We start from the raw sequence: 907 nt of genomic DNA, 5'->3' as shown, positions 1-907 counted from the left end.
GGAAAACATTACACCCACCCCACCCCCAAAGCAACCCGGCGGAAAGAGGCACGGACCCGCCCCGAAACCCTTGAACTGCCGCGGGTTTTGGGCACCGCAAGGCGGTCAACGAAGCCAACCAGGGACCGGATCAGTTTTATGCACCGCGTCACAGTCGGGCATGCCGGCCTGCGCCGGCAGCTGTGGCCCCGCGCACCGGGAGCTCCTCCCCCGGCTCAACCGCGCTTCCAGGCTGCGGGCCCGCCGCCGGCCGGCAGCTTCCCTCCACAAACCACAGCCTCCACAAACCACGCCCCTTAAAACGTGCCGGACCTTGCTGTGGTGAAGTTCCTCACCCAAGCTCCTCCGGTCATCAGCTCCTCCGGTCATCCTCGGTCATCGCCCGGGACAGCCCCGGCACCGGCATCCCGGCCCTCCGCGGCAGGACTCTGGACGGGAGGGACGAAGGACCTCCAGGACGGGGGCCGCGGTCCCGCCGCCGGTACCACGGGCCGGTAGCCGCCGGCCACGGCCGGCACGGCCGACGGCTGGGCGACGGCTGGGCGGCGGCTTTTAAACGCCTCAGGCCCCGACATGGACGTCGGGGCCTGAGGCGGATGCAGGACGGCTTAAATGCGGGAGAGCCCCAACCAATGTGTCTGGTTGGGGCTCTCGACCTTTTTCTCAAATGAGTGTCCGGCGGTGACCTACTCTCCCACACCCTCCCGGGTGCAGTACCATCGGCGCTGTGGGTCTTAGCTTCCGGGTTCGGAATGGGACCGGGCGTTTCCCCCACGCTATGACCGCCGTAACCCTGTGTCCCGTACCCCCCCTTTTTTTGCGGGGGGTGGGAAATCTGTGGTTACACGTTCCCGCACCTGGTGGTGCGGTGGTGGTGTTGTTATTCAGTTGTGTTCCTGCAACCAGT

The 907-nt window shown here is 66.5% G+C and carries 1 rRNA gene; it reads right to left on the bottom strand.

The window, feature by feature from the left end:
* Positions 1–673 precede the first annotated feature (673 nt).
* Positions 674–790, bottom strand: a 5S ribosomal RNA gene (rrf, locus tag G9E11_RS11095).
* Between the last annotated feature and the right edge of the window lie 117 nt (positions 791–907).

The sequence above is a fragment of the Arthrobacter ipis genome, assembly GCF_014694315.1.
GTDB classification, from domain to species: Bacteria; Actinomycetota; Actinomycetes; order Actinomycetales; family Micrococcaceae; genus Arthrobacter; species Arthrobacter ipis.
The sequence above is the reverse complement of the archived record's forward strand: the minus strand, read 5'-3'. Positions and strand labels throughout refer to the sequence as shown.